The sequence below is a fragment of the Curtobacterium sp. VKM Ac-2887 genome, assembly GCF_015350935.1.
Taxonomy (GTDB): domain Bacteria; phylum Actinomycetota; class Actinomycetes; order Actinomycetales; family Microbacteriaceae; genus Curtobacterium.
This window is the reverse complement of sequence record NZ_JADKSB010000004.1, coordinates 134,034-159,305: the sequence shown is the minus strand read 5'-3', so window position 1 is coordinate 159,305 and position 25,272 is coordinate 134,034. Positions and strand designations below refer to the sequence as shown.

At 71.5% G+C, this 25,272-nt stretch carries 24 protein-coding genes; 15 read left to right on the top strand and 9 right to left on the bottom strand.

Annotated features, from left to right (window positions below; all coding sequences use genetic code 11):
• Positions 1-6: 6 nt before the first annotated feature.
• The 3 genes from ITJ69_RS06520 to ITJ69_RS06510 form a co-directional block, all read right to left on the bottom strand.
• On the bottom strand, positions 7-294 hold the full coding sequence (locus tag ITJ69_RS06520) for a hypothetical protein (protein ID WP_194672348.1): 288 nt from the start codon (positions 292-294) through the stop codon (positions 7-9).
• Positions 295-524: 230 nt separating this feature from the next.
• A complete protein-coding gene (locus tag ITJ69_RS06515) occupies positions 525-2,093 on the bottom strand; it encodes an ABC transporter permease (RefSeq protein WP_159573126.1) in 1,569 nt (522 codons plus the stop codon).
• A gap of 51 nt (positions 2,094-2,144) precedes the next feature.
• Positions 2,145-3,833 carry a cation:proton antiporter gene (locus ITJ69_RS06510; RefSeq protein WP_131878592.1) on the bottom strand — a complete coding sequence of 563 codons (1,689 nt, stop codon included), beginning with the start codon at positions 3,831-3,833 and terminating at the stop codon, positions 2,145-2,147.
• A gap of 117 nt (positions 3,834-3,950) precedes the next feature.
• On the opposite strand from ITJ69_RS06510, the gene ITJ69_RS06505 reads away from it, so the two are divergent.
• The 3 genes from ITJ69_RS06505 to ITJ69_RS06495 all read left to right on the top strand — a co-directional run bounded on the left by ITJ69_RS06505 (position 3,951) and on the right by ITJ69_RS06495 (position 7,293).
• Positions 3,951-5,207, top strand: coding sequence for an inorganic phosphate transporter (locus ITJ69_RS06505; protein WP_123938824.1), 1,257 nt, complete (start codon positions 3,951-3,953; stop codon positions 5,205-5,207).
• The gene (locus ITJ69_RS06500; RefSeq protein ID WP_123293936.1) at positions 5,207-5,503 is read left to right on the top strand and encodes a hypothetical protein; all 297 of its coding nucleotides are present in this window, start codon (positions 5,207-5,209) and stop codon (positions 5,501-5,503) included. Before ITJ69_RS06505 ends, ITJ69_RS06500 begins: the two co-directional genes overlap by 1 nt.
• Positions 5,504-5,802: 299 nt before the next feature.
• Positions 5,803-7,293, top strand: coding sequence for an aspartate ammonia-lyase (locus ITJ69_RS06495; protein WP_194672347.1), 1,491 nt, complete (start codon positions 5,803-5,805; stop codon positions 7,291-7,293).
• A 58-nt stretch (positions 7,294-7,351) separates the two neighbouring features.
• On the opposite strand, the gene ITJ69_RS06490 is transcribed toward ITJ69_RS06495, so the two are convergent.
• Entirely contained in the window at positions 7,352-8,437 is a 1,086-nt protein-coding gene (locus ITJ69_RS06490; RefSeq protein WP_194672346.1) for a YihY/virulence factor BrkB family protein, read from the bottom strand.
• A gap of 190 nt (positions 8,438-8,627) precedes the next feature.
• Positions 8,628-9,947, bottom strand: coding sequence for an MFS transporter (locus ITJ69_RS06485; RefSeq protein WP_194672345.1), 1,320 nt, complete (start codon positions 9,945-9,947; stop codon positions 8,628-8,630).
• Positions 9,948-10,016: 69 nt separating this feature from the next.
• Here ITJ69_RS06485 and ITJ69_RS06480 point away from each other — a divergent pair, with 69 nt between their 5' ends.
• The 3 genes from ITJ69_RS06480 to ITJ69_RS06470 all read left to right on the top strand — a co-directional run bounded on the left by ITJ69_RS06480 (position 10,017) and on the right by ITJ69_RS06470 (position 13,541).
• Entirely contained in the window at positions 10,017-10,388 is a 372-nt protein-coding gene (locus tag ITJ69_RS06480) for an FKBP-type peptidyl-prolyl cis-trans isomerase (RefSeq protein ID WP_194672344.1), read from the top strand.
• Positions 10,388-11,224, top strand: coding sequence for an aldo/keto reductase (locus ITJ69_RS06475; RefSeq protein WP_194672343.1), 837 nt, complete (start codon positions 10,388-10,390; stop codon positions 11,222-11,224). Before ITJ69_RS06480 ends, ITJ69_RS06475 begins: the two co-directional genes overlap by 1 nt.
• A gap of 73 nt (positions 11,225-11,297) precedes the next feature.
• A complete protein-coding gene (locus ITJ69_RS06470; protein WP_323743020.1) occupies positions 11,298-13,541 on the top strand; it encodes an AAA family ATPase in 2,244 nt (747 codons plus the stop codon).
• A gap of 155 nt (positions 13,542-13,696) precedes the next feature.
• Here ITJ69_RS06470 and ITJ69_RS06465 read toward each other — a convergent pair whose 3' ends face one another.
• Genes ITJ69_RS06465 through ITJ69_RS06455 form a run of 3 tightly spaced genes read right to left on the bottom strand, consistent with a single transcriptional unit; the run spans position 13,697 to position 16,184 of the window.
• On the bottom strand, positions 13,697-13,972 hold the full coding sequence (locus tag ITJ69_RS06465) for a protealysin inhibitor emfourin (protein WP_111084572.1): 276 nt from the start codon (positions 13,970-13,972) through the stop codon (positions 13,697-13,699).
• A 38-nt stretch (positions 13,973-14,010) separates the two neighbouring features.
• Positions 14,011-15,060: a M4 family metallopeptidase gene (locus ITJ69_RS06460; protein ID WP_194672341.1), complete on the bottom strand. Its 1,050-nt coding sequence runs from the start codon at positions 15,058-15,060 to the stop codon at positions 14,011-14,013.
• Between the two features lie 41 nt (positions 15,061-15,101).
• Positions 15,102-16,184, bottom strand: coding sequence for a glycoside hydrolase family 6 protein (locus tag ITJ69_RS06455; protein ID WP_228505018.1), 1,083 nt, complete (start codon positions 16,182-16,184; stop codon positions 15,102-15,104).
• Between the two features lie 116 nt (positions 16,185-16,300).
• Here ITJ69_RS06455 and ITJ69_RS06450 point away from each other — a divergent pair, with 116 nt between their 5' ends.
• The 8 genes from ITJ69_RS06450 (at position 16,301) to ITJ69_RS06415 (ending at position 21,452) form a co-directional block, all read left to right on the top strand.
• Complete coding sequence (locus tag ITJ69_RS06450) at positions 16,301-16,747, top strand: VanZ family protein (RefSeq protein ID WP_123293926.1); 447 nt, start codon at positions 16,301-16,303, stop codon at positions 16,745-16,747.
• Positions 16,748-16,849: 102 nt separating this feature from the next.
• Positions 16,850-17,119, top strand: coding sequence for a 30S ribosomal protein S15 (rpsO, locus tag ITJ69_RS06445; protein ID WP_070416523.1), 270 nt, complete (start codon positions 16,850-16,852; stop codon positions 17,117-17,119).
• 137 nt (positions 17,120-17,256) lie between these two features.
• Positions 17,257-17,874, top strand: coding sequence for a CE1759 family FMN reductase (locus ITJ69_RS06440; protein ID WP_194672339.1), 618 nt, complete (start codon positions 17,257-17,259; stop codon positions 17,872-17,874).
• A gap of 126 nt (positions 17,875-18,000) precedes the next feature.
• On the top strand, positions 18,001-18,360 hold the full coding sequence (locus ITJ69_RS06435) for a hypothetical protein (protein ID WP_194672338.1): 360 nt from the start codon (positions 18,001-18,003) through the stop codon (positions 18,358-18,360).
• Entirely contained in the window at positions 18,357-19,322 is a 966-nt protein-coding gene (locus ITJ69_RS06430; RefSeq protein WP_323743018.1) for an FAD:protein FMN transferase, read from the top strand. Before ITJ69_RS06435 ends, ITJ69_RS06430 begins: the two co-directional genes overlap by 4 nt.
• Positions 19,322-19,879, top strand: coding sequence for a ferric reductase-like transmembrane domain-containing protein (locus ITJ69_RS06425; protein ID WP_194672337.1), 558 nt, complete (start codon positions 19,322-19,324; stop codon positions 19,877-19,879). Before ITJ69_RS06430 ends, ITJ69_RS06425 begins: the two co-directional genes overlap by 1 nt.
• The gene (locus tag ITJ69_RS06420; RefSeq protein WP_228505016.1) at positions 19,876-21,222 is read left to right on the top strand and encodes an NADH-ubiquinone oxidoreductase-F iron-sulfur binding region domain-containing protein; all 1,347 of its coding nucleotides are present in this window, start codon (positions 19,876-19,878) and stop codon (positions 21,220-21,222) included. Before ITJ69_RS06425 ends, ITJ69_RS06420 begins: the two co-directional genes overlap by 4 nt.
• Positions 21,219-21,452: a ferredoxin gene (locus tag ITJ69_RS06415; protein WP_194672336.1), complete on the top strand. Its 234-nt coding sequence runs from the start codon at positions 21,219-21,221 to the stop codon at positions 21,450-21,452. The genes ITJ69_RS06420 and ITJ69_RS06415 overlap by 4 nt, the downstream gene beginning before the upstream one ends.
• A gap of 25 nt (positions 21,453-21,477) precedes the next feature.
• Here the strand turns inward: ITJ69_RS06415 and ITJ69_RS06410 are convergent, their stop codons facing one another.
• Positions 21,478-22,692 (bottom strand): coiled-coil domain-containing protein, encoded by a 1,215-nt coding sequence (locus ITJ69_RS06410; RefSeq protein WP_159573115.1) that lies wholly within the window; start codon positions 22,690-22,692, stop codon positions 21,478-21,480.
• Between the two features lie 281 nt (positions 22,693-22,973).
• Between ITJ69_RS06410 and ITJ69_RS06405 the strand changes: the two genes are divergently transcribed.
• Positions 22,974-25,241 carry a polyribonucleotide nucleotidyltransferase gene (locus ITJ69_RS06405; protein WP_194672335.1) on the top strand — a complete coding sequence of 756 codons (2,268 nt, stop codon included), beginning with the start codon at positions 22,974-22,976 and terminating at the stop codon, positions 25,239-25,241.
• Positions 25,242-25,272: the final 31 nt, after the last annotated feature.

Sequence of the window (25,272 nt, the reverse complement as noted above, 5' to 3'; positions counted from 1 at the left end):
AGCGGATCAGCGGGTCTGCTGGGTGCGGATGCTGCCGGTGCGTGCTTCCTCGGCGGCGGCGATGACCTCGGCGTCCCCGCTGCGACCGCCGAGGGGCCGGACGAAGAAGTCGATGATCCCGAACACGATCGCGCCGACCATGGCGAACATCGCCCAGCCGACGAAGAGCCCGGCGGTGTTCCGGCCGTCGGCGGGTGCGAGCACGATGCTCGCGACGTAGAAGCCGACCGTCAGCACGAGGAGCACGACGACGACGGTGACGAGGACGCGGTGCCAGGTGATGCGGGGGTTCATGCCCCCCAGGATACGCGCCGCCGACGCCTCACCGGTCCGCGTGCCGGCACGGACGATGCACGTGCATCATGCGACAGAGCACGCGTTGTTCGACTGGTGCATCGTCGGAACATGCGCATGCAGTCGATGCATGTGCATCATGCGACAGAGCACGCGTCGTTCGACTGGTGCATCGTCGGAACATGCGCACGCAGTCGGTCTGCGCGAGTGGTGCGATCCTCAGGAACGAGCTACCGGTCCGCGTGCCGGCCGTGCGGGAGCTCGTCCCCGGCGTCGACGCGAGCCGACGTGTCGGACCGAGCCGGGGCCCTGGAGCCCTCGGCGCGTGGGACGGCACGTGTGCGTGGTCCGGTCCCCGCGCCTCCCGTGCGCTCCCCGGTCCGCACCACGGGGATGCGGCCGGTGGGGGTGGTCTCGGTCTCGAGGCCGTCGCGGCCGCCGGTGAAGACGTCGCCGCCGACGCGGGCGTCCTCCCAATCGTCGTCACTCAGGACGCTGAGGGTGCCCGTCTCGGTGGACTCGAGGCCGTGGCGCTCGAGCTCGGCGTCGCGCTCCTTGCCGAGGAACTCGCGGTTCGCGGTGTTGGCGTCCTGGAACATCGTCGTCCGCCCCGTGACGATGGCGCGGATGCGTCGGCGCTCCCACCACTTCTTGCCGAAGTACATGAGCACGAGGCCGACCGCGGCGTAGCAGCCCATCGTGATCAGGCCGCGGGCCGGGCCGGGGCCGACGCCGTAGATCTGGTGCTTGATCATGTCGACCATGCTCGACCCGACGACGACGTTGTTGAGCCAGGCGAACGGCTCCGGCATGAACCACTTCGGGTACGCCCCACCGGACGACGGCATCGACAGGAAGACGAAGCAGATCATGGCGGGGGCGGCGATGAACCGGCCGACGAAGTAGCTCAGCCCGTTGACGGCGAGACCGATCGCGACGATCCACCCCCACGCGATGAGCACGAGCTGGATCCAGTGGCCGTGGATGGCGCCGACGACCGGACCGGCGAGGGTGTTCGTGATGAGGGAGATGACGAGGCCGCCGACGACGATGACGGTCATGCGGGTGCGGTGCCGGAGCGGGCCGCCCATGATCCCGATGAACATCGCGACCATGTAGCCGCCGATGCACCAGGCGAGCATGACGTACATCGGGACGGTGCCGTACTCGTCCCACGCGGGCAGGGGAGCGAGCTCGGTGATCTTCGGGGTCGCGACCCCGATCCCGGTCAGGACCGCGGTCAGCGTCGCCGGTACGAGGCTCGCGACCTGGAACTGGTGGGCGCTCGCCTTGAAGAACTCGTTCGTCGCGGGGTCGTACGCGACCGCCATCGAGCCGGCGATGACGTCACGCTTCGCCGCGGCCAGGGAGTCGTAGGTGTGGAACACAAACTCGCCCGGCAAGGCCTTCTGCACCGCAGCGACGAGTGTCGGGTCGCTGCCGACCAGCGCGATCGGGACGTCGTGCGGGTGCGGTGCGTGGAACGCGAAGACGTAGCAGAGGCAGAAGCCGACGATGAAGAACAGCGGCATCCAGAGCTGCAGGCCGATGAGCTGGAGCGAGGGGTGCAACGTCGAGTACCAGCGGCGGTACGCACCGTGCTGCTGCGGTGCCGGCACGGGTGCCTGTCGGCGCGGAGCCGGTCGGGTGGAACCGGCGACCTTCGCGCCGCGACGGGGCTTGGTCCCGCGGGCCGAGGGCCGGGTGCTGCGTGGCTTCGGCGCCGACGTCGGCCGGGACCCTCCGGGACGGTCCGGGGTGTCGTCGTTCCTGTTGACGTCGTTCCGCGGCGTGCTCACTCGGCGCTGTGCTCCTGTTCTCGGACGGAGCGCCAGGATACGCCGAGGCCCTCAGGAGCGGCTGCGTGACGCCTGCGCCGAGTCCATCGCGAGTTCTTCGGCGTCGAGGGTCACGAGCACGCGGCGCATGACCTCTTCGTCGAGGTTGCCCTTCTCGCGCTCCTCGAGCACGATCTCGCGTCGTCGGTCGAGCAGCTCGCGCCGGATGTCCTGGATCTGCGAGCCACGCAGGCGCATCGGGGCGTTGCGCTCCTCGACCTCTTCCTCGAGGGCGTCCTGCCGGAACGTCTCGACCTGCCGCTCGAGCCGTGCCTTCAGCCGGTTCACCACGGAGTCGACGGCGACGGCGCCGTACTGCTTCGACCAGTCCGGCCGTCGCTTCTCGAGCAGCTCGATGGCGGCCTCGGTCGTGCGCTGGTTCAGCCGCATCTCGCTCCGGACGTCCTCTTCGCCCTCGGCCGGGTCCTGCACCTTGAGTGCACGGATGACGAAGGGCAGGGTCAGGCCCTGCAGCAGCAGGGTGCCGACGGTCACGAAGAACGCGATGATGAAGATCGTGTCCTGTGCGGGGATCTGCGTCGGGCTCGCGACCACGGACACCGCGGCGGCGAGGGTCACCACGCCGCGCATGCCGGTCCACGAGATGACGGTGAGCTCGCGCCAGTTGAGCTTCGGCTCGGCCGTCCCGCGCATCCACCGCAGTGACGGGTGGCCCCGGGAGAGCTTGATGCGCAGCGGACGGAGCCATCGCCCGTTGAAGCGGTTGCGCACGTACGACTCGAAGATGAAGAGGGGCCGCACCAGGATCACGACGCCGAGCACCACGGCCGCGGCGGTGAGTGTCTGGCCGAGACTCCGTTCGCTCTCGACCAGGTCCTGCACCACGGTGTTGAGCTGCAGGCCGATCAGGGCGAAGACGAAGCCCTCGAGGATGACGTCGATGCTGGTCCACAGCGGGCGCTCCTGCAGGCGGGTGGCGTAGCCCTCCTTCGGCGAGTTGTAGCCGATGTACAGGCCGGCCGTGACGACCGCGATGACGCCGGAGCCGGAGAGGTCCTCGGCCAGGATGTACGCGACGAAGGGCAGCAGGATGCTCATGATCGTCTCGACCACGGGGTCGTTGAGCCGCATCCGGATCCAGTGCACGACGACGCCGAGCACGATGCCGACGGCCAGGCCGACGCCGATCGCCAGGCCGAAGATGCCGAGGTCCTGCCAGATGGTGAGCGACGTCCCGGCGATGATCAGCGTGAACACGCGCACCAGGGTCAGGGACGCGGCGTCGTTGATCAGGCTCTCGCCGGACAGCACCGTCATCACCCGGCGGGGGAGCCCGAGCTTGCGACCGATCGCGGCGGCGGACACGGCGTCCGGCGGGGCGACGATCGCACCGAGCAGGATCGCCGCGGGCAGGGTCATGTCCGGGATCAGGAAGTACGCCACCGCGCCGACCACGAGTGCCGTCACGATGACCAGGAAGATGCCGAGACGCCGGATCTGCTTGATCGACGTCCGGAAGCTCTGCCACGACACGTCGAGCGCCGCCGAGTAGAGCAGCGGCGGCAGGATCACCGTCAGGATCACCTCGGAGTCGATCTCCATCGCGGGCAGCCCCGGCAGGAACGACGCTGCGAGCGCGACCGCCGTCACGAGCAGGGGAGCGGGGAGTCCCTTCGCCCGTGCGAACCCGGTCACCGCGAGCGATCCGACCAACAGGATGAGGAGCTCGACGGTGTCCATGGGACTCATTCTCGCATCGGCATGGTTCCGAATCTGAACGAGTCTGAAGCTCCGGTGAACAGCAGGTTGCCGATCAGGTTTGCTCCGGAGGCCGTCGATGGGGAACACTGGCCCGCGGTGGACATCACACTCATAGTCGTCCTGGTCATCGCGTTGGCCCTCTTCTTCGACTTCACAAACGGTTTTCACGACACCGCCAACGCGATGGCGACTCCGATCGCGACCGGGGCCATGAAGCCCAAGGTCGCGGTCACGGTCGCCGCGGTGCTCAACCTCGTCGGTGCGTTCCTCAGCACCGCGGTGGCGACCTCGATCTCGCACGGCCTCATCAACGAGGGTCCGGGCGGCGTCGCGATCTCACCGGAGATGATCTTCGCGGGGCTCATCGGAGCGGTCGTGTGGAACATGATCACGTGGCTCCGCGGGCTGCCCTCGTCGTCGTCGCACGCGCTGTTCGGCGGACTGATCGGAGCTGCGATCGTCGGCGCCGGGTTCCAGTCAGTCAACTACGTCGCGCTGCTGACGGTCGTCATCATCCCGGCCTTCGCGTCCCCGGTGATCGCGTCGCTCGTGTCGTTCCTGTCGACACGCATCGCGTACCGGATCACGAAGCGCCCGGTGTTCCCGAACGAGCGCGGTGGCTTCCGTGTCGGGCAGATCTTCACCTCGTCAATGGTGTCGCTCGCGCACGGCACGAACGACGCCCAGAAGACGATGGGTGTCATCACGCTGACGCTGATCGCCTCGGGGGCGCAGTCGTCGAACCAGGGCGTGCAGTTCTGGGTCGTCGTCGCCTGTGCCCTGGCGATCGCGCTCGGCACCTACACGGGCGGGTGGCGCATCATCCGCACGCTCGGGTCCGGCATCACCGAGATCCGGGCCACCCAGGGCTTCGCCGCCGAGGCCTCGACCGCCGCGACGATCCTGGCGTCCAGCCACCTCGGCTTCGCGCTCTCGACCACGCAGGTGTCCTCCGGCTCGATCATCGGCGCCGGGCTCGGCCGCCGCGGCTCGAAGATCCAGTGGTCCACCGCCGGCAAGATCGTCATCGCCTGGTTCATCACGCTGCCCGCCGCCGCAGCCGTGGGCGCGGTGGCGTCGGGCATCGCACGTCTGGGCGTCATGGGGCTCGTCATCGACGCCATCGTCGGCGCCGCCGTGATCCTCGGCCTGTACCTGTGGTCGCTCCGGAAGCCGCACGAAGGCGCCTCGGCCATCGAGGTCGACGTCGCGGCGAACGCCGTGTACACCCGCAAGGAACTGCGCGACCTGCAGCGCAAGAAGCGCGCCGACGCCGTCGCGGACCGCCGCGCAGCGCTGAGCCGCGAGCGCACGCTCCGCCGCATGGCCGCACGCAAGGGAGGCCGTCGCTGATGGGAATTGATTGGTTCGCGTTCGTCACCGTGGCGCTGGTCGCCGTGGTCTCGTCGTGCTTCGTCGTCGCCGTGTACTCCGTCGGTCTCCGCTTCTGGAGCGCCGCGGACACCCGCGCGGGCAAGTTCACCGTGAAGGACGACGGCACGATCGGTCCGGCGACCGCCGGGTTCCCGAACCCCGCCGGAGCGACGACCGCGGTGCGTGCCTTCCGTGCGCTCGCGATCCTCTGCTACGCGGTCTGCGGCGCCGTCGTGCTGTACGGCATCTACCTCATCGTCCCCCAGTTCCACTGACGCGGGGCGCGCGCGACGCGCGCTTCGTGAGCAGAAATGGTCGAGTGCCCTCCGGCGACCCGACCATTCCTGCTCACCATCCACGGGCACGCGATCGCTCGCGCCCACCGGACGGGAGGCCCGTGGCGGCCTGGCACCGTGCCTCCCGTCCGGCTGGGTGTGGGCGGCGCTGACGCGACGCGCGCTTCGTGAGCAGGAATGGTCGAGTGCGTTCCGGCGACCCGACCATTCCTGCTCACCATGTGCGCGCTCCCGCCCGGCTCCCGGACCGGCCGGACGGACTGGGCTAGCCTCGACGTGTGACCGGCAACGAAGCAGCACAGGCCCCCACCGGGGCGCAGACCCGTACCGAGAGCGACTCGCTGGGGTCGCGCGAGGTCCCGATCGACGCGTACTGGGGCATCAACACCCTGCGGGCCCTGGATAACTTCCCGATCACGTCGGTGCCGATCTCGGTGTACCCGGACCTCATCGAGGCGCTCGCCACCGTCAAGCAGGCGGCAGCGCGGGCGAACCGGGCGATCGGTGTCCTCGACGACGAGCGTGCCGACGCCATCGACCGTGCTGCGCAGGAGGTGCGGGACGGCGCCCTGCGTGAGCAGTTCGTCGTCGACATCGTGCAGGGCGGTGCCGGTACGAGCACGAACATGAACACGAACGAGGTCCTGGCGAACCGGGCCCTCGAGCTCCTCGGCCACGAGCGGGGCGACTACGGGTACCTGCACCCGATCGACCACGTGAACCGCAGCCAGTCGACGAACGACACGTACCCGACGAGCATCAAGATCGCGATGATCTTCTCCGCCCGGCGGCTCATCGAGCAGCTCGAGCAGCTCTCCGCGGCGTTCGCCGAGCGGGGGAACGCCTTCGCCGACGTGCTCAAGGTCGGCCGCACGCAGCTGCAGGACGCCGTGCCGATGACCCTCGGGCAGGAGTTCACCGGCTTCTCGCACACGATCCAGGAGGACGCCGACCTGCTCCGCAAGGTCCTGCCGCTGCTGGCCGAGATGAACCTCGGTGCGACGGCGATCGGCACCGGGATCACGGCGGACCCGCTCTACCGCGACGAGGTCCGCCGGCAGCTGCAGGACGCTAGCGGCATCGACGTCGTGACGGCACCGGACCTGATCGAGGCGACGAGTGACGCCGGCGCCTTCATGACGCTGTCCGGCACGGTGAAGCGCAGTGCCGCGAAGCTCTCGAAGATCTGCAACGACCTGCGGCTGCTCGCGTCGGGGCCGCAGGCGGGACTCGGCGAGATCACCCTGCCGGCGCGCCAGGCAGGCTCGTCGATCATGCCGGGCAAGGTGAACCCGGTGATCCCCGAGGTCGTGAACCAGATCGCGTTCGCCGTGGTCGGCGCTGACACCACCGTGACGATGGCGGCCGAGGGCGGTCAGCTCCAGCTCAACGCGTTCGAGCCGATCATCGCGCACTCGATCCTGCAGTCGCTGCAGTGGATGTCACGGGGCTGTGCGACGTTGCGCGAGCACTGCGTGACGGGCATCGAGGCGAACGAGGCGAAGCTCGCTGCGCAGGTCGACACGAACGTCGGGGTGGTCACGGCCCTGACCCCGTACATCGGCTACGCGGCTGCGGCGTCGATCGCGCACACCGCACTGACCACGTCGACGCCGATCTCGACGCTCGTCGTGGCCGCCGGCCTGATGGACGAGGACCAGGTGCAGCGCGTGCTGAGCCCGGCGCGGCTGTCCGGCATCGAGCTCGCGACCGGTGCGATCCCGGTGGTCACCGAGGAGATGCTGGACCGAGCGGCGCGCGAGCGCTGACGAGCTGGAAGCGCAGGCGCACGAAGCGCAACGAACGAAGCGCAAGCGCGACCCCTCCTCAGGGCATCGGCGCCTCGCCGACGCGCACCTGCTGTGCCACGTCGCGCAGGTGTTCCTGCTCCGGGGTCGGCTCGGCGTCCTCGTCGGCGGCGACCTGGGCCGCGGTGGTCCGGACGTTCCGCGCCGCGGCGATGTCGGCGTCCCGCCAGCGGGCGAGGGTGAAGTTGCGCGTGACGTCGCGCAGCGGCAACCGGATCGACTCGTCGGCCTCGATGCCGGCCAGGAGCTGCCGCATCCGGATCACCTCGGAGTCGAGCTCACCGCCGACCACGAGCACGAAGTTCGAGATGTACAGGTAGACGAGCAGCAGGATCCCGCCGCCGAGCCACCCGTACGCACGGTTCCCGCCGCCGATCGTCTCGACGTAGACGGCGAAGCCGAGGGTCGCGAGCGCCCAGGTGACGATGGCGAACGCGGCACCGGCGGACACCCAGCGCAGCTGCGGCGTCTTCACGTTCGGGGTCGCGTAGTACAGGACCGCGACCATCACGACCAGGTCGGCGGCGAGCACGGGCCACTTCACGACGTTCCACACGTCGTCGATCCACGGTGCCCACCCGAACGACGCGACGATCGCCGCCGAGATCGTCGGGGTGCCGAGCAGGATCACGATCGCGATCGCCCCGCCCGCCATCACGAGCAGCGTCACGAGGAGCATCATGCTGCGGAACTTCCAGATCCGCCGACCCTCCTCGACCTCGTACGAGGTGTTCATCGCCCGCCCGAACGCCGTCGCGTACCCGGACAGCGACCACAGCGTCAGCACGACGCCGGTCGCGAAGCCGAGCCACGGGTTGTCGAGGGTCAGCAGCTGGCGCAGCGGGGTCTCGAGGTGCTCGGCCGTCTCCGGGCGCAGGATGAACCCGAGCACACCGATGATGTCGGCCAGGCTGTCGCCCTTGCGGTCGACGATCGACAGTGCGGAGACCACGGTCAGCGCGGTGGGGAACACGGTCAGCAGCGCGAAGAACGTCAGCGACGCCGCCGCGTCGACGACGCGGTGCCGGATGACCGAGTGGTAGGTGCGCCGGACGACGGCGCGGACTCCCGTCCGCTGGAGATCGCGCGATGCGCTGTCCGGCATGCGTTGTACGGTACCCGACACGTGACGGCCTGGAGGCCCGTGGCGGCGCCGCCACGCGCCTCCAGGCCGTCCCGTGGTCGCGTCCGGCGGCCGCTGCCGAGTCTCGGGCTGAGCGACAGATCGCGCGCTGCGCGCCCCGAGGACTGTCGCTGGGGCCGAGTCTCGGCGCAGCGGCCCCGAGTCTCGGGCGTCAGTTGGCGTGGGGGTGCAGGGCGTCGTAGCGGCGGAAGGAAGGGACGAGGCGGAGGAGCAGCGCGACGAGCGCCACGATGAGCACGCCGCCGATGATCGGCGGGTACGCGATGCCGGCCGCGACGACCAGGCCCGCGTAGAGGTCACCGAGCCGCGGTCCGCCGGTGACCACGACGATGAAGATGCCCTGCAGCCGGCCGCGCATGCCGTCCGGCGACGCCGCCTGCAGGATCGTGTTCCGGAACACCGAGCTGACGTTGTCCGCACCGCCGGCCGCCGCCAGGAACAGGGCCGCTAACCCGAGCGCGGGCAGGATCCCGACGGAGAACGACTCGCCCGATCGTCCACCGAGCACGTGCGCGAGCGCGATGACGACGCCGAACGCCGCGATCGCTGCGCCGTACGCGGTGATGGCCCAGCCGACCGCCTCGCCCTGGCGGCGCACGTGCCCGAGCGGCCCGGAGAAGACGCTCGACAGCAGTGCACCGATCGCGTAGGCGGCAGTGAGGGTGCCGACGGTGATCGATCCGCCGCCGATCACGAGCGCCCCGATCGCGGGGAACAGGACGCGGGGCTGGCCGAACGTCATCGCGACGATGTCGAGCACGAACGTCATGGTGATGTTGCGCGACCTCCGCAGGAACCGCGCGCCCTCGACCAGGGAGCTCAGCCCCGGACGGAGGGCACCGTGGTCGGCCGCCATCCGCGGCAGCGTGAACACCCCGAGGAACGCGAAGGTGAACAGGACGACGTCGATCGTGTAGGTCGGCGCGAACCCGACGCTCGCGATCAGGACGCCGGCGACGGCCGGTCCGACGGTGACCTGGAACCCGGAGGCGATCCCGCCCAGGGCGCTCGCCGCGGGCAGCAGGTCGGTGCCGACGAGTCGCGGGACGATCGCCGAGCGCGAGGCGTTGCTGACGGTCGCTGCGACGGCGTTCACGGTCGCCAAGACGTAGAGCAGTGGGACGCTGTGCAGCCCGAGCCACGAGTGGGTGGCGATGAGGGCGACCGCGACCCAGGCGATGATCGACGACACGAGTGCGACGGTGCGCCGGTCGAAGGCGTCGGCGAGCATGCCGCCGTACAGGCCGGCGACCACCATCGGCAGCAGGGCGATGACCCCCACGAGCGCCACCGCGAAGGTGGAGCGCGTGATCTCGTACACCTCGAGCCCGACCGCCACCGTCGTCATCTGCGTGCCGATGCCGGCGATGGCGGTGCCCGCCCAGAGCCGGGCGAAGGCGGGGGAGCGGCGGAGCGGGGTGAGGTCGGCGAGCAGGCGGCGGCGCGGCGGTGCGGGAGTGGGTCGTGTCACGGTGGAACCATTCTGCGGCCTGTGTGGCCGTTGCGTCTGCCGTTGCCGCGCTCTGGTTGACTGGATCGCATGACTGACCTCAGCAGCAAGCCCGAGTTCGACGCGCCCGAGGGACCGGCCCCCACCGATCTCGTCATCACCGACATCGTCGAGGGCTCCGGCGAGGAAGCGTCCGCCGGCTCGACCGTCAAGGTGCACTACGCCGGCGTCGAGTACGAGACCGGCGAGGAGTTCGACAGCTCGTGGAACCGCGGTGAGCCCATCGACTTCCCGCTCGCAGCGCTCGTGCGCGGTTGGCAGGAGGGCATCCCCGGCATGAAGGTCGGCGGTCGCCGCAAGCTCGTCGTCCCGCCGGAGCTCGCCTACGGTCCCGCCGGTGGTGGCCACTTCCTGTCCGGCAAGACCCTGATCTTCGTGATCGACCTGCTCGGGGTGCGCTGATGCAGGTCGGTGCACCGACCATCGAGCTGAACGACGGCCACCGGTTCCCGGAGCTCGGCCTCGGCACCTACGGCCTGAACGGCGACGAGGGTGCGGCCGCGGTCGGCACCGCCATCGCGGGCGGCTACCGGCTGCTCGACACCGCACTGAACTACGGCAACGAAGACGCCGTCGGCCGTGCCGTCCGCGAGTCCGACGTCGCGCGTGAGGACCTCGTCGTCACGTCGAAGCTCCCCGGCCGCCACCACGGCTACGACGAGGCGCACCGCTCGATCGACGAGACCCTGGGCAACCTCGGGCTCGACCACGTCGACCTGTACCTGATCCACTGGCCGAACCCGTCGGTGGACAAGTTCGTCGACACGTGGAAGGCGTTCGTCGACCTGCGCGACAGCGGCAAGGTCCGCTCGATCGGTGTCTCGAACTTCACCCCGGAGCACCTGCGTCGCATCATCGACGCGACCGGTGTCGCCCCGGCCGTGAACCAGGTCGAGCTGCACCCGTACTTCCCGCAGGCAGAACTGCGGAAGGTGCACCAGGAGCTCGGCATCGTGACCGAGAGCTGGAGCCCGCTCGCCGTCCGGTCGGAGCTCCTCACCGAGCAGCCGATCACCGACGCCGCAGCGGCCCACGGTGTGACCCCCGGACAGGTCGTCCTGCGGTGGCACGTCCAGCTCGGTGCCGTGCCGGTGCCGAAGTCGGCCGACGCCACCCGGCAGCGCGAGAACCTCGACGTGTTCGGCTTCGAGCTGACCGACGCCGAGGTGCAGGCCATCTCCGGCCTCGAGCGCGGCCGGCTGTGGGACGCAGACCCGGACACGCACGAAGAGATGTGACCGACGACCCTTCGGGAACTGCGGGCCTCCAGCGGGCAGTACACTGGATTCCCCTCTTCCCGAAGGGTTGCGTGTGTCCGAACCGACCGAGATCGACCGCGAGCGCGGCTACGTGGACGGCCTCTTCCGCCGTCTCGACGAGCTGACCGCCGAGGCCGAGCAGCGTCTCGCCGAGACCCGTCGTCAGGCGGTCGGCGGGAACCACCAGAGCCGCAGCGAGCGCGACGCGTACGCCCGACTCTACGAAGACACCGTGGCGACGCTCGAGCGCGTGGGGGACCGTCTGGTCTTCGGCCGGCTCGAGGTCTCCGAGCCCGACAGCTCCGAGGACGCCTTCCGCTACATCGGCCGCGTGGGCCTGCGTGACGCCGACCACCGCCCACTGCTGCTCGACTGGCGTGTGCCCGGTGCCAGCGCGTTCTACCAGGCCACCGCGGCGCACCCGATGGGCATGCGCTCGCGTCGCCACCTGTCGCTCGAGGGCCGTCGGGTCGTCGGCGTCGAGGACGAGGTGTTCGACGCCTCGCTCTACGACGACGAGCGCACCCACCTGCAGGGCGAGGGGGCGCTGCTGGCCGCGGTGACCGCCGAGCGCACCGGCCGGATGACCGACATCGTCGCCACCATCCAGGGCGAGCAGGACCGCATCATCCGTTCCCCGCTCGAGGGCGTGCTGATCGTGCAGGGCGGCCCCGGCACCGGCAAGACCGCCGTGGCACTGCACCGTGCCGCGTACCTGCTGTACTCGTACCGCGAGCGGCTGCGGGGCTCCGGCGTCCTGATGGTCGGCCCGTCGCCGGCGTTCCTGACCTACATCGAGCAGGTCCTGCCGTCGCTCGGTGAGACCGGCGTCGTGATGGCCTCGCTCGGTTCCCTCTACCCGGGGGTGCACGCGACGACGCACGACGCCCGCGACGTCGCCGCCGTGAAGGGCTCCGCGCAGACGGCCGCACTCCTGCGCCGCGCCGTGCGCTCCCGCCAGGTGGTGCCGACCGAGTCGGTCACGCTCGACATCGAGGGCGAGCGGCTCGTCGTGACGCCGCAGCTCGTGGCCGACGCGATGAAGCGCGCCCAGGACCGCGGCAAGCCCCACAACGCCGCGCGCGTGACGTTCAACAAGCTCGCGCTCGACGCGATGACCCGGCTGCTCGCCGAACAGCTGCGCGAGCGCGGCACGACGGTCGACGAGGCCGACGAGAAGGTCCTGCGCGAGGACATCCGGAGCTCCTACGACGCCCGCGTGCTGCTCAACACCGCGTGGCTGCCGCTGCCCCCGGAGAAGTTCCTCGAGGACCTGTACGCCCGTCCGAACTGGCTCGCCTCGCTGACCCCGGACTGGACCCCGGAACGCCGTGCCCTGCTGCAGCGCGCACGCGGTGCTGCCTGGACGGTCGAGGACGTCCCCCTGCTCGACGAGGCCGCCGAACTGCTCGGCCCGTTCGACCCGACCGGCGGCGCCGCCAAGCGCGCGGCGAAGGCCAGCCGCAACCGTGACATCGAGAACGCGCGGCAGGCGATCGAGAACATGGGCGTCGAGGGCATCGTCACCGCCGAACAGGTCGCCGGCTCGTTCGCCGAGGGCGGCGACCCCCGCTCGACCGCGGAGCGCGCCGCCGACGACCGCGAGTGGACCTACGGACACATCGTGGTCGACGAGGCGCAGGAGCTCTCGCCGATGCAGTGGCGCGTGCTCGCACGCCGCAACCCGCTGCGCTCCTTCACGATCGTCGGCGACATGGCGCAGGGCTCCTCGCCCGGGGCCGCACGCACCTGGGACGACGTGCTCGGCGCGCTCGCCCGCCGACGCCGTGGCCGGGCACCGCTCGTGCCGCTCGACCACCGCATCGAGCAGCTCACCGTGAACTACCGCACCCCGCGGTCGATCGTCGAGGCCGCCGGCGTCTTCGCCGACGGTGCCGGCCTGACCGTCACCCGCAACGAGGCCGTGCGCGACGGCGACCCCGTCGAGCGTGTCCGCGTCGCCCGCGCCGACCTCTTCGACACGGTCGTGTCGGTCGCCGACGCCGAACGGTCGCGGATCGGTGCCGGCACCATCGGCGTGATCGTCCCGGAGTCCGAGGTCGACGCCGTCCGGCAGCGGCTCACGCGCACCGAGGCCGACGTGCGCGGGCTCGCCTCGCCGCACGCCGGGTCGCTCACGGTGCTGACCGGGGCGGACGCCAAGGGCCTCGAGTTCGACGGCGTGCTGCTCGTCGACCCCGACCGGGTCGGCGCCGACGCTGCGCGCCCGGCGGCCGCGGTCTACGTCGCGATGACCCGTCCGACGCGGCGCCTGACGGTCATCGACGTCGACTGAGGGGTCGCGTTCGCGCATCGCGCGCGGCCACTTCGTGAGCAGAAATGGTCGAGTTCGCCGCGCGGAGGCGACCATTCCTGCTCACGATCCGCGGCGGTCCGGCCGGCGCGGGGCGGACGGGAGGCCCGTGGCGGCTCCGGCACGGGCCCGCCGTCTCAGGACGGGTCGCCTGCAGAGCGGACGCGCGCGACGAGGTCGGCCCACGCGCCGTCGAGACGGCGGCCCGGGATCGTCACGGTCGTGCGCTCGACGGTGATCGTCCACGTGAAGTCGTCGGGGACCGGCGGCCCGGCCGTCGCCGTCGCGGGGGTCCGGGGGAGCGCGTCGACGACCTCGGACCACGCCGCGGGGTCGGCGCTCGTGTCGGTGTCGACCCGCCAGTGCCGCGTGGTACCGGCGAAGCCCCCGGAACGACGGACCTCGATGCGCATGCTCCCGACCGTACGCCGGTGCGTGGCGCTCGATCGTCTCAGACGAGGACGCCCACCGTCCGCCAGGCGTCCTGCACCGCGGTGTGCTCCGCGGAACCGGCGCCGAACCGGGACCCAGCGGCGTCGATCGTCACGGCGGCGAAGCCAGCGAAGTCGATCGAGGCGGTGACGGCGTCCGAGGTCAGGGCGTCCCACCACACGGCACCGGCGCCCTGCCAGGCGTACCCGCCGATCGCGGTCGCCGCCAGGAAGAACGCGTGGTTCGGGATGCCGGAGTTCGTGTGCACCCCACCGGCGTCGTCGGTCGTCACGACGAAGTCGGCCATCGTCGCGGGCTGCGGGTCCTTGCCGAGCACCGGGTCGTCGTAGGCGGTACCCGGGGCCCGCATCGAGCGCAGAGCGTCGCCGTGCACGGCATCGGTGAAGAGCCCCTCGCCGATGAGCCAGCTCGCCTGCTCGGTGGTCTGCCCGGCCGCGTACTGGGCGACGAGAGAGCCGAACACGTCGCTGATCGACTCGTTGAGCGCCCCGGACTGCCCCTGGTAGGTCAGGTCGGCGGTGTACTGCGTGACGCCGTGCGCCAGTTCGTGCCCGATGACGTCGAGCGCGATGGTGAAGCGCCGGAAGACCTCGTCGTCGCCGTCGCCGAACACCATCCGGCTGCCGTCCCAGTAGGCGTTGTCGTAGTCCTGCCCGAAGTGGACCGTGGCGTCGAGGGGGAGTCCGGCACCGTCGATCGACACCCGGCCGAAGACGTCGAGCCAGAAGGCGTGGGTCGCGCCGAGGCCCGCGTACGCCTCGTCGACGGCCGCGTCACCGGTGTCGGGGTCGCCTTCGCTCCGGACGATCGTGCCGGGCAGGGTCGTCGTGCCGCCGGCGTCGGCGATCGTGCGCTGGGGCGACCGGTCGACCGTGCCGCTGACACGGCGAGGGGCGACCAGGTGCTGGTGCTTCGGGCTCTGCACGAGCTCGAGGGACGCCAGTGCGGTGCGCGCGGCCGAGGCCGCCCGGGGGAACTCGGCCGCCTGGGCCACGGCGTGGAGCAGGTAGGGCGGGACGACGGAGCGCCGGCTGTCGGTCGGGGTCATGCGCTCATGCAACCACCGGGCACCGACACCCCGGCCGCGGGTCAGTCGCGCTTGCGGTTCTCGACGAGACCGAGCGCGTAGGACTCCCACCACTGTCCGGCGGCCGGTCCGCCGTTGCACGTGCCGTCGCTGAGACCAGGGGTCTTCACCCACAGCAGAGCGTCGAGCCGGCTCGATCCGCCGGTGACGTGCGGTGCCTGGCCGAGACCCGCACCCTCGGGGTTGCACCACGTCCCCCGCCAGCCCTGACCGTTCCGGGAGACGTCGATGACGAAGTGCGGATCACCACCGATCGCGTCGGCGAGTTCGTCGGCGTAGGCGCGTTCCGGGTCGACGCGGTAGAAGTTCGAGACGTTCGTGAAGAAGCCCTGCACCTCGTCCACACCCGCCTGCCGCAGCCAGTCGGCCATCGTCGCGGTCGGGACACGGTTCTCGTTGCCGCCGTCGAGGTACACCGTCATTCCGTGCCCGGTCAGCGCGTCCACGGCCTTGCGGAGCAGGGGGAGTCGGGAGTCGCGGAGGCGCTCGCAGTTCTGGATCTGTGCGATCGCGTCCGGTTCGACGAGCACGACGGCCTTCGAACCGGCCATCGCGCGGACGGCGGACCGGACCCACGGCAGGTACGCGTCGTCGGTGGTGCCGCCCTTCGAGTAGCTGCCGCAGTCGCGGTCCGGCACGGTGTACAGCACGAACACCGGGGTGGCCTGCTGCTGCTCGGCGTTCCGGACGACGGTGCGGATCGTCGCGCGCGTCTCGGACCGCGAGGTGTTCGTGAGCCAGGTCGCGATCGGCTGGTCGGCGATGCGGGCGATCTGCGCCGCGGTGTCGTCGTGCCCGGCGGCGCGGGCCTGGCGCTCGCGGATGCCCGGCTGGTTCACGTCCGACGGCTGGTGCGCGAGGCCGCCGGGGAACGCCTGCTCCGCGGTCTTCCGCGTCACGACGTCCCGTCCGCTCTTCGGCGGGTCGGCATCCGGGCCGCCGCCGTGCGGCACGACGACCACGAGCGTCGTCACGACCGCCGCGACACCGACGACCGCGGCCGCGATCCACAGCCACTGACGTCGCGCGGACGCACGCTTCCCCTGGTGCTCCGGCATCCGGCGGTCCTCCCTGTTCGCACCCATGCTGACAGGTGCGGGGGAGTCCTGACCAGGACACCGGGGTGTTCGTTCAGGTCGGCCGACGGCTTCTGCCAGGAGCGCTCCAGCGACCCCGCAGGACGGTGTTGCAGAATGCCGGGATGTTCCGTCGACTCCTCCTCCTCGCCGTGACCGCGGCGTACGCCTGGGTGATCTGGCGGATGACGCTGACCCCGCAGGTCTTCACCTCGGCACAGAACTCGTTCGTGCTGCACGCGATCGCCTGGGTGCAGCAGCTGCCGCACGGCACCTGGTTCACGTACGAGCGCACCGAGTTCCTGGCCAACATCGCGATGTTCGTGCCGGTCGGCATGCTCGCCGCACTGTGGCTGCCGCGGCGCTGGTGGATCCTCGGGGCCCTGGTCGCGGTCGCCCTGTCGACCGGCATCGAGTTCGCGCAGGCCACCTACCTGCCCTACCGCGTCGCCGACCCCCGCGACGTGCTGTCGAACGGCCTCGGCGGACTGCTCGGCGCGACGCTCGTCGGACTCGTCCGCAGTCTGCTGCCGGCGCCCCGTCGTCGTCGCCTGCGCGCCAGGACCGCCTAGGACTCTGGTAGTCTTGCGCGGTTGCCGTCGAACGGCCGCGGACAAAGAGCGCTCGTGCATCAGGCACGGGCACCGCGCAACGGACTGAAAGGGGATCTACGCATGGCACTTGACGCGAAGGTCAAGCAGGAGATCATCGAAGAGTACGCGACCCACCCGGGCGACACCGGTTCCCCCGAGGTCCAGGTCGCCGTTCTGACGCGTCGTATCAACGACCTGAACGAGCACCTCAAGGAGCACAAGCACGACCACCACTCGCGTCGTGGTCTGCTGCTCATGGTCGGTCAGCGTCGCCGTCTCCTCGGGTACCTCTCCGACGTCGACATCGCCCGCTACCGTGCGCTCATCGAGCGCCTCGGCCTGCGCCGCTAGTCGACGCCTCACGGCTTGACTGAACGCCCCGGTCCTCCTCGCGAGGACCGGGGCGTTCTCCGTTCCCGGGAATGGTTGCGCGCGGCGCACGGTTCGGTACGATGTTCATGCAAACGCATCGAAAGTCGGGAACCACCATGACCACCATCGCCGTCGTCTCCGCCGGACTCTCCGAGCCCAGCTCCACCCGCCTGCTCGCCGACCGCCTGGGCGAGGCCGCCGTCGCCGCGCTCGTCGCCGAGGGCACGCCCGCGCACGTCCTGCACGTCGAGCTCCGTCCGCTCGCGCACGAGATCACCGACGCGATGCTCACCGGCTTCGCGGCGCCCGCGCTGTCCGCCGCCGTGGCTGCAGTGGTCGAGGCCGACGCCGTCGTGTTCGTCACGCCGATCTTCACGGCCGGCGTCAGCGGCCTCGCGAAGTCGTTCCTCGACGTCCTCGACAAGGACGCGCTCGCCGACCTGCCCGTCCTGCTCGGCGCCACGGGCGGGACCTCGCGGCACTCGCTCGCCATCGACCACGCCCTGCGTCCGGTCTTCGCGTACCTCCGTGCAGCGGTGGTGCCGACCGGCGTGTTCGCCGCGACCGACGACTGGGGGAGCGACGGCGACGCCGCGGCCCTGGACGGACGCATCCGCCGGGCCGGAGCGGACCTGGCCTGGGCGATCCGGGCCTCCCGGCGGGCCCCGCAGGAAGCCGACGCGCTCCCCGCGACCGCGGACTTCGCGAGCCTGCTCGGTGGCCTCGGGCACTGACCCGAACCGCTGACCCCGCGGCCCGCTCTTAGGCGGACCACAGGGTTCGTGGGGTCGGAGTGCGGCCGGCTGGCGGCTCGCTCATCGGTGCGCTCGGGAACCTCGTCATGACGACGAGGAGGACCGATGGACACCAGAGGCAACGGCAAGCGATCCGCGCGGGTCACGAGTGCGCTCGTGAGCCTGGGCGGACTCGCGGTCGCGACGGTCACGGGTGCCGGGCTGTGGTTCGGGCACGAGCAGGCCAGCACGACGACGACCGACACGTCCACGAGCACGAGCACCACGACGGACTCCGGTTCGGGTACCGGGACGTCGGGCGACGCCACCACCGACTCCGGGTCCTCGTCCTCCTCGTCGTCGAACGACACGTCGAACGACTCGTCGAACGACACGTCGACCGACAGCGGCACGAGCAGCAGTGACACCGGCGTCTCGCAGGGCACCACCGGTGGGTCGTCCGACACGACGACGACGGGATCGTGACCGTGCGCGCCGCCGCCGAGTGGGACCTCTGGACCACCACCGCCCGGGTCGTCCTCGACCACCGCGACCGCCGCCACCTCGCTGCCGCCGCGTCCTGCATCCGCGAGGTCACGGCCGCCGTCGACGCCGCGTGCAGCCGGTTCCGCGACGATTCCGAGCTCCTGTCCCGCGCCGACGACCTGGTGCGCGGCACCGAGGTCTCGCCGTTGCTGGCGACGCTCGTGCACCAGGCCGTCGACGCCGCACGGCTGTCCGACGGGGACGTCGACCCGACGCTCGGCCGACGGATGGTGTCCCTCGGGTACGACGCCGCGTTCGCCGACGCGCCACCGGTCCCGTCACCCGACGCCGTGGCCCGCGCGCTCGACGACCGCCCGGCGTGGCAGCGGATCCTGCTGTCCGGCACGTTCCTGCGGGTCCCCGAGGGCGTCACGCTCGACCTCGGTGCCACGGCGAAGGCCGCCGCCGCGGACATGGCGGCCGCGAGCATCACCGCGCGGCTCGGCGTCGGTGCCCTCGTCTCGCTCGGCGGGGACGTCGCCACGGCCGGCCCGGACCCCTCCGGCGGCTGGCAGGTGCGCGTGCAGGACCTGGCGGACGACGCCGTCGACCACGTCCGCATCGCCTCCGGGTGGTCCGTCGCGACCTCGAGCACGCAGAAGCGCCGCTGGGAGCAGGACGGGACCGCGCGGCACCACATCCTCGATCCCCGGTGGGGCCTGCCCGCCGACCCGGTGTGGCGGTCGGTGACGGTCGTCGCCCCCTCGTGCACCACCGCCAACACGATGACCACCGCCGCCGTCGTCCGGGGGCACGGCGCCGTGGAGTGGCTCCGGCAGAGCGGCCGTGCGGCCCGGCTCGTCGCGGCCGACGGCTCCGTGCTGCGGCTCGGAGGCTGGCCGGAGGACCAGGCTGCCGACGGTGCCGTCACCGTCACCTTCGACGGGGCGGACGCCGCCTGATGGACACCGCGCTCTGGGTGATCGGCCGCGGCACGGGCGTCGCCGCCGTCGTGCTCCTGACCCTGACGGTCCTGCTCGGCATCGTGACCCGCGGCGGACGACCGCTCCCCGGCCTGCCGCGGTTCGGCGTGCAGCTCGTGCACCGGGACGTCGCCCTCGCGTCCACCGTGTTCGTGGCCGTGCACGTGGTGACGCTGCTGCTCGACACCGAGGCCGAACTGCGCCTGTTGGACGCCGTCGTGCCGTTCGTCGGCGCGTACCGCTGGTTCTGGCTCGGGCTCGGCACCCTGGCGGTCGACCTGCTCGTGGTGCTCGTCGTCACGGGGATGCTCCGCCGGGTGATCGGTCCGCGGGCGTTCCGCGCCGTGCACTGGGCCGCCTACGCCATGTGGCCGATCGCGATGGCGCACGCGATCGGCACCGGGACCGACGGCACCTCCGCCTGGTTCCTGGTGGTCGCCGGGGTCTGCGCCGCCGCGGTCCTCGGCGCCGTGGCCTGGCGCTGCACGGCCGGCGTCACCGCGTTCCGTCCGACCCCGAAGGAGGCCCTCCGATGACCCTGGCCCACCCGCTCACCGTGCCACCACCGACCGGCACGCAGCGACTCCTCGCCGCCCCCGGCCCAGGGCTCGACGCCCATCACCGCACGCACGGGCCGCTGCCGCACGTGGGGCCCGGGATCATCGACGAGATCGGTCTCGCCGGGGTCGACGGCCGCGGCGGAGCCGGGTTCCCGCTCGCCCGCAAGCTCGACGCCGTGGCGGGCCGGACCCGGCGCGGCAGCCGCGGTGCCCCGATCGTCATCGCCAACGGTGCCGAGGGGGAACCCGCCAGTCGCAAGGACGCCGTCCTGCTCGAACGCGCACCGCACCTGGTGCTCGACGGCATCGTCGTCGCGGCGCTCGCGATCGGTGCGACCGAGGCCGTGGTCGCGACGAGCGCGCGGCTCGCCGACCGGGTCCGGCAGGCACTCGCTGAACGCACCGACGGCCGGCGCGGCACCGGCACCGACCCGGTCGCCATCGAGGTCCGTGCTCTGCCCCACACCACCTTCGTCGCCGGGCAGGCCACGGCGCTCGCCTCGGCCGTCGCCGGAGGACGCGGCCTTCCGGAGGACCGCGTCGTGCGGCTCGCCGACCGTGGCCCGAGCGGTCGGCCGACCCTCGTGTCGAACGTCGAGACCCTCGCCCAGGCAGCACTCGTCGCACGGTACGGGGCGGCGTGGGCGCGGAGCGTCGGCAGCGCGAGTGCTCCCGGCACCCGTCTCGTGACGGTCAGCGACGTGACCGACCCGGGCGGTGCCGTGGTGCTGGAGACCGCCGGGGGTGCGCCGCTCGGGCAGCTGCTGGGGGCCTCCCGGCTACCGGCGGCCGACCCTCGACGGACGCGAGCCGTCCTGCTCGGCGGGTGGGGCGGCACCTGGGTGCCGGCCGCAGCGCTCGACGCGGCCTTCGACGTCGACGGGCTCGCACCGTGGGGTGCGGCGCCCGGGGCGGGCGTGCTGGCCGTGCTCGACGACCGGACCTGCCCGGTCGGGGTCACCGCAGGCCTCGCCGCGGCGCTCGCCGGGGCGTCCGCCGGCCGCTGCGGGCCGTGCGTGAACGGGTTGCCGCGGATCGCCGACGTGGTCGCCGACCTGGCCTCCGGGCGTCGGGCGGGCGACCTGGCCGGCGAGGTCCGGCGGGTCGCTGCCCTGGTCGACGGGCGCGGGGCCTGCCACCACCCGGACGGCGTCGCGCGGATGGTGCGGAGCGCCCTCGACGTGTTCCACGACGACGTGCAGGCGCACCTGCGGGGCGCGTGCCTGGTCGGGCCCGGTGCGGCCGGGTCCGGCTCGGCGGGGTCCGGCTCGGCGGGGTCCGGCTCGGCGGGGTCCGGCTCGGTCGGGGGACTCCGATGACCGCCGCCGCAGGCCCCGTCGCCCTGCACATCGACTGGACCCGCTGCCGGGGACGCGGCCTGTGCACCGAACTCTTCGCCGAGCGGCTGGCGCGCGACGAGTGGGGCTACCCGATCGCGCGGGACGGCGGCGGTACCCGCGACGTGCCGGTGCGGCCGGACGAACGCGCCGCCGCTGCGGACGCGGTGGCGATGTGCCCGCTGCAGGCGTTGCGGCTGGTGGAGCGGTGAGCGGGGACGCGCCGAGCAGTCGTGCTCAGTACCAGTGCGGGTTGACGCTCATCTCGTGGCCCCACGCACCGCAGGGCGACCCGTACGCGCTCTTGATGTAGGCGAGTCCCCAGTTGATCTGCGTGTTCGCGTTCGTCCGCCAGTCCGCCCCGGCCGCCGACATCTTGTCAGCGGGCAGTGACTGTGGGATGCCGTAGGCGCCGCTCGAGGCGTTCAGCGCGTTCGCCCGCCAGCCGGACTCCTGCGTCCACAGCGACACCAGGCACGAGAACTGGTCGTCGCCCCACCCGTACGAGCCCAGGGCGCTCCGCGCGTAGGCCTGCGCGGCCGCGGGGTCCACCACGACACCGCCGGTGCTCGGGTAGCTCGTGCCCGTACCGCCGCCGGCGTTGGTGCTCCCGCCGCTGCCGGTGTCGGCGCTCGCCGAGGCTGCTGCCGCCGCCTGTGCCGCGGCCGCCGCCGCACGCTTGCGCTGCTGTTCGGCCTTCTGCGCCGCGACCTTCTGCCCGAGCTCGTACCCGGCGGCCTGCTTCGCGGTGGTGTCCCGGAGCGACGCGAGCTGCGCGTAGAGCTCGTCGCTGTGCTGCTCGGTCGACTCGACCGCGGCGTTCGCCACGGCCTCGGCGGACTTCGCCGCCGCGGACCGTTCCTCGGCCGCCTGCGCACGCGTCGCGCGTTCGGTCTCGGCGCGTTCGGCCTGTTCGTGCAGTGACGATGCCGTTCCGGCCGCGACGGACGCCTCGTCCATCACGCCGGACCACGTGGACGACAGCTGGTCGAGCGCGCCCAGCTGGTAGAGCAGCTGGTCGGGGTTCCCCGCGGTCGCGATCCGGGTGGTCATCTGGTTCGTGCTGCCGTCGCGGTACAGGTTCGCCGCCAGCTGCCCGGCGCGTGTCTGCGCGCGCTCGGCCGTCTCGGACGCGCGGTGCGCCTGGGCCTGGAGGCTCGTGGCGGCCTGGGTGGCCTCCGCCAGCTCCGCCTCGGCCGCGTCCGCCTTCGACGAGGCCGTCAGCGCGGCCTGCGACTTCACTGCCGCCTCGTCCTGCGCCGACTGCAGCGCGGCCTGCACCTTGGTGACCTCGGCGCGCTTGGCGGTCTCGTTCCCCTTGGCCTGCTGCACGTCCTGCCAGGTCGGGTACTCCGTCGCGGACGCCGGGACAGCGGTGAGGACCGGGGCGACGAGCGCGCCGACGACCACGGCGGCCGCGACGAGCACGCCCCGCGAGGGGGTGAGACGCATGGCAGCAGGTTACCGAGGCTCGCCCGGCCGTCAGCGAGCCGCGCCGCCGATTCCCTGTGGACTGGTAAAGTCCATCGTGTCCGAGGACCGTTTCCCCGGATGTTCGACACAACACTGCGCAGGCCGGGCACGGAGCTGGTCATCGGTGGTGGCTCGCGGGCCGGAACGGTTTCCCGAGTGCTTCTACTGCTGGCCAGACATGCGTCCGGAACGATCGGCGCGCACGCACCATCGAGTGCCGTCGCCACGGCCTGCCGAACACACATCAAGGAGGCACCCTTTTGGAGGGTCCCGAGATCAAGTTCGCCGAAGCCGTCATCGACAACGGCAAGTACGGCAAGCGCACCGTCCGGTTCGAGACCGGTCGGCTCGCACAGCAGGCGCAGGGCGCGGTCGCCGCGTACCTCGACGAGGAAACGATGCTCCTCTCGGCCACCAGCGCCGGCAAGCACCCGCGTGAAGGATTCGACTTCTTCCCGCTGACCGTCGACGTCGAGGAGCGCTCCTACGCCGCCGGCAAGATCCCCGGTTCGTTCTTCCGCCGCGAAGGCCGCCCGTCGACCGAGGCCATCCTGGTCTGCCGACTCATCGACCGGCCGCTGCGCCCGTCGTTCGTCGACGGCCTGCGCAACGAGGTCCAGATCGTCATCACCGTCCTGAGCATCGCTCCGGACGAGTTCTACGACGCGCTGGCCATCAACGCCGCGTCCGCGTCGACGCAGATCTCCGGTCTGCCGTTCTCCGGCCCGATCGCCGGTGTGCGCCTCGCGCTGATCGGCGAACAGTGGGTCGCGTTCCCGAAGGCATCGCAGCTCGCCGACGCCGTCTTCGACCTCACGGTCGCCGGCCGTGTCGTCACCGACGAGGCGGGCAACGAGGACGTCGCCATCATGATGGTCGAAGCCGAGGCCACCGAGCACAGCTGGGAGCTCATCCAGGGCGGCGCCACCAAGCCCGACGAGGCCGTCGTCGCGCAGGGTCTCGAGGCGGCCAAGCCGTTCCTCAAGTCCCTCGTCGACGCCCAGGCGAAGCTCGCCGCGCAGTCCGCCAAGGAGATCCAGGACTACCCGGTCTTCCCGCCGTACGCGCCCGAGGTCTACTCGGCCGTCGAGGCCATCGCGCTCTCCGAGCTCGGTGACGTCTACAAGATCGCCGCCAAGACCGAGCGCCAGGACGCCGACGACGCACTCAAGTCGCGCGTCAAGGAGGCCATCGCGGCGAAGGTGTCGGCGGGCGAACTGCCCGACGTCGCCAACTCGCAGGTCAGCGCCGCGTACAAGTCGGTCACGAAGAAGGTCGTCCGCGGCCGCATCCTGACCGAGCAGGTCCGCATGGACGGTCGCGGCCTCGCCGACATCCGTCCGCTCGACGCCGAGGTCGCCGTGATCCCGCGCGTCCACGGTTCGGCGATCTTCCAGCGCGGCGAGACGCAGATCCTCGGCGTCACCACGCTGAACATGCTCAAGATGGAGCAGCAGATCGACTCGCTGTCGCCCGTCACGAAGAAGCGCTACCTGCACCACTACAACTTCCCGCCCTACTCGACCGGTGAGACCGGCCGTGTGGGTTCGCCGAAGCGTCGCGAGATCGGGCACGGCTTCCTCGCCGAGCGCGCCCTCGTGCCGGTGCTGCCGACGCGTGAAGAGTTCCCGTACGCCATCCGTCAGGTCTCCGAGGCGCTCAGCTCCAACGGCTCGACCTCGATGGGTTCCGTCTGCGCCTCGACCCTCTCGCTGCTCAACGCCGGTGTGCCCCTCAAGGCCCCGGTCGCCGGCATCGCGATGGGCCTGGTGTCCGACACCGTCGACGGCCAGACCCGCTACGCGGCGCTGACCGACATCCTCGGTGCCGAGGACGCCCTCGGCGACATGGACTTCAAGGTCGCCGGTACCTCGGAGTTCGTCACCGCGATCCAGCTCGACACCAAGCTCGACGGCATCCCGTCGACGGTGCTCGACGCGGCGCTGAAGCAGGCCAAGGAGGCCCGCTCGGCCATCCTCGGTGTGCTGAACGAGGCGATCGACGCCCCCGACGAGATGGCGGACACCGCTCCTCGCGTCATCTCGGTGCAGATCCCCGTCGACAAGATCGGCGAGCTGATCGGCCCGAAGGGCAAGACGATCAACGGCATCCAGGACGAGACCGGTGCCGACATCTCGATCGAGGACAACGGCACCGTCTACATCGGTGCCGTCGACGGACCGTCGGCCGAGGCCGCTCGTGCGTCGGTCAACGCGATCGCGAACCCGACCAACCCGGAGATCGGGGACCAGTTCCTCGGCACCGTCGTGAAGATCGCCACGTTCGGCGCCTTCGTGTCGCTGCTCCCGGGCCGTGACGGCCTGCTCCACGTCTCCGAGGTGCGCAAGCTCGCCGGTGGCAAGCGTGTGGAGAACGTCGAGGACGTCCTGGGCGTCGGCCAGAAGGTCCTGGTCGAGGTCACCAAGGTGGACGACCGCGGCAAGCTGTCGCTCGCGCCGGTCGTCGCCGAGGAGTCGGACACCGACTCCAGCGGTGCCCGCGAGGAGTCGACGGACGCCGCCGTCTGATCCACCCCTGGCACACGAACGGCCGTCGTCC